Annotated in this window: 3 protein-coding genes; all 3 read left to right on the top strand. The window is 61.8% G+C overall.

The annotated features are described in order from the left end of the window. Nucleotides 1-836, top strand: an 836-nt coding sequence (locus tag HPY55_16350) for an ABC transporter substrate-binding protein (GenBank protein NPV72176.1), incomplete at its 5' end; no start/stop codon positions are given. After that, nucleotides 833-1,699, top strand: a complete 867-nt coding sequence (locus HPY55_16345; GenBank protein ID NPV72175.1) for an ABC transporter permease — start codon at nt 833-835, stop codon at nt 1,697-1,699. The genes HPY55_16350 and HPY55_16345, both read left to right, overlap by 4 nt. Before the next feature lie 401 nt (nt 1,700-2,100). Continuing rightward, the coding region (locus HPY55_16340) for an ATP-binding cassette domain-containing protein (protein NPV72174.1) at nt 2,101-2,390 on the top strand (290 nt) is incomplete at its 3' end.

Below are 2,390 nucleotides of genomic sequence, written 5' to 3'. Positions count from 1 at the left end.
AAGAGGTCCAGTTCAACACCGGACAGGACATGATCAACCTGCTCGGCTCGGGCCAGCTCGATGTGGGATGCACTGTAACCGCAGCTGGTCTCTTCAATGCGATGCTGCGAGGAATTCCCATCAAGGTAGTGGCCGACAAGGGGACGAACGTTCCCAGCATGGGCTACTACCGTCTGGTGATCCGAAAGGACCTGGTCGGAAAGATTAACACCGCGGCCGACCTCCGCGGGCGCAAGGTCGCCATCGTGGGGACGGCGTCCCTCGACGAGATCGCCCTCGACAGGTGCCTTGCCTCTGGCGGCTTGAGTACGGCGGACGTGGACCTGCAGGTGATACGGTCGTTCCCCGACATCCTTGCCGCGCTCAGTAACGGCAGCATCGATGCGGGGATGCTCATCGAGCCGTTCATCGCGCAGGGCATCGAGAAGGGGATCATCGATCCCTGGAAGGATCCGTCGGAATACGACCCCCATGCGCAGACTGCCATAGTCGTCTTCGGGCCGAGCATGCAGGCGAAGCCTGAGGTAGCGAAGAGGTTCATGGTGGCGTACCTCAAGTCGCTCCGCGACTACAACGACGCCTTCTTCAAGAACAAGGGCCGGCAGGAGATCATCAAGATACTGGCCGAGACTTCCGTGGTCAAGGATCCGGCCATCTACGACAAGATGTTCCCTATCGGCCTTAGCCCCAACGGATACGTGCGAATGAAGGGCATCCAGATGGACCTCGACTGGTACAGGGCGCGTGGGCTCCTCAAGGGCGAGCTTCGCGCCGAGGACGTGGTCGATAACCAGTGGTGCGATTTCGCTGTGAAGGTGCTGGGCCAGTACAAATGATAGAACATGCGGCACGGAACCTGACAATCGAAGCTCCTGAAGATGTGCGGCACCGCATCCTTGTGCTCGAGGAAGAGCGACGGCCGTCCCTGGCACAGAGGTTGTTCGGCGTGAACGGCGTGCTCGTGCGGGCGCTGTATTTCGCGTCCCCTGCGTTGATCCTGGTTGTATGGGAGATCCTGGCAAGGGCAGGCGCCGTGGACGTGCGGTTGTTCTCGGCGCCCTCCCTCATCCTGAAAGCCCTGGTGCCCGTAGTCGCGTCAGGGGAGCTATGGGTGAACACGCTCGTAAGCTTGCAGCGCGTTTTGCTGGGATTTTTTGTGGGAAGCGGGGCGGGGGTCGTGCTGGGCCTTGCCATGGGCCTCGCCCCGCCCGTGCGGGCCGCGCTCGGACCGATGGTCGCAGCGACGTTTCCCATCCCTAAGCTTGCGATAATGCCCCTCATATTGCTGGTCTTCGGGCTGGGGGAGACGTCCAAGGTGGTTACGGTCGCGGTGGGCGTGTTCTACCTCGTCCTGATTAACTCGATGGCAGGAGTCATGAACATCGATAAGATCTACCTCGATGTGGCTAGGAGCTTCGGTGCAAGCCGAAAGGACTTCTACCTTACGGTGGCCCTGCCGGGGGCGCTGCCGATGATATTCGCCGGCCTCAAGCTGGGAATGGGCACCGCGCTGCTCCTCATCGTGGCCGCGGAGCTTTCGGCTGCGCGCGCTGGGGTTGGGTACATGATCTGGCGGGCCTACGATATGTTCGACATCGAGCGAATGTTCGCAGGGCTCATAACCATGTCGTTCATGGGCTACATCCTCTCCAACCTCCTGGATGTCGTCGAGCGCGTGGTCATCCCGTGGAAGCACTAAGCGGGGGTGCAGAAATGCTTCCGACTTTGGGAGGGGTTGCCGGTGATTGCACGAGGGGTGTCAAAATCCGGCTGCCTAACCCGATGGGCCGGATTTTGGCGAAGCGCGCCCCGCTTGGGGCGCCGTCCCCGAGTGCAACACCGGCAACCCACCAGATGCTGGGAAACTGGGAAGAACTAACGAACCCTCACTTAGCGCTTCGTGTCGGTCCTTCTGAGCGTATGGCCGCCGGGCGTGTGGCCGCCGCGGCTGTAACATGGACCTGACATCGGGCGGCCGAGAGAGACGGGCGGCGTTCTAGGGGGGCCAGTCGCCCGACCCGTACCCCACACCCCGGGCAGGGCACAAACATAACAGTGGATTCAAGTCAGTGACGAGTCGACGATTGCGAGTGATGAGGCATGACACGCGAAGCAACAGTGCGACACAGTAAGGCTCCCGAGGAAACGACCGATTGCTACGGACCGACGCCGCTTCCGGAGCGTGCCAAGATCCGCGTGTGCGACGTCACCAAGGCCTTCCGGCGGCGGTCCGGGGTCGTGCTCGCCCTCGACCGGGTATCGTTCACCGTGGGCGACGGGGAATTCGTCTGCATCGTCGGGCCGAGCGGGTGCGGGAAGACTACGCTCCTGCGAATACTCGCGGGGCTCGAGAGGCAGACATCTGGGAGGGTGTACATCGCTGTTGGAAC

The organism is Bacillota bacterium (assembly GCA_013178305.1).
Taxonomy (GTDB): Bacteria; Bacillota; Sulfobacillia; order JABLXB01; family JABLXB01; genus JABLXB01.
The sequence above is the reverse complement of the archived record's forward strand: the minus strand, read 5'-3'. Positions and strand labels throughout refer to the sequence as shown.